Origin of the sequence: Burkholderia sp. BCC1640, from assembly GCF_902833125.1 — a bacterium.
Classification (GTDB): domain Bacteria; phylum Pseudomonadota; class Gammaproteobacteria; order Burkholderiales; family Burkholderiaceae; genus Burkholderia; species Burkholderia diffusa.
The window spans coordinates 1-428 of record NZ_CADFEF010000183.1 but is presented as its reverse complement, the minus strand read 5'-3'; the positions used below and the strand labels follow the sequence as shown (position 1 = coordinate 428).

At 68.9% G+C, this 428-nt stretch carries 1 pseudogene; it reads right to left on the bottom strand.

Annotation, left to right across the window (positions count from 1 at the left end):
- Positions 1 to 428: pseudogene (locus HWX25_RS33120) on the bottom strand (ATP-dependent DNA helicase RecG); the annotation flags it as partial.

The following is a 428-nucleotide window of genomic DNA, read 5'->3' as shown; positions in this document are numbered from 1 at the left end:
CGCCAGCGTCTTGTCCTCGTCGACCACGTGCACCGCCGGATGCACGATCGCGAGTCCGAAGAAACCGCCGCGGACGTCGCCGCGCACGCGCAGCCGCTGGCCGACCGCCATCTGCTTGACCTGCGAGCCGTAGAAGTTCAGGAAGCGCAGCACCAGCTCGCTGCCGTCCGCGTCGCGCAAGCGCACCAGCAACTGGCGGCGCGGGCGATAGGTGATCTCGTTGTCGTAGACCACGCCCTCGGTCTGCGCGAGCTCGCCGGGCAGCAGTTCGCGCATCGGCGTGAGGGTGGTCTCGTCCTCGTAGCGCATCGGCAGGTGCAGGACCAGGTCGATCGAACGCGTGAGGCCGAGCTTGGCGAGCTTGTCGGCGGTCTTGACGAGCTAGGGGGCGGCCTTGGCGGCCTTCTCCTTGCCCGCCTTCTCGGGCT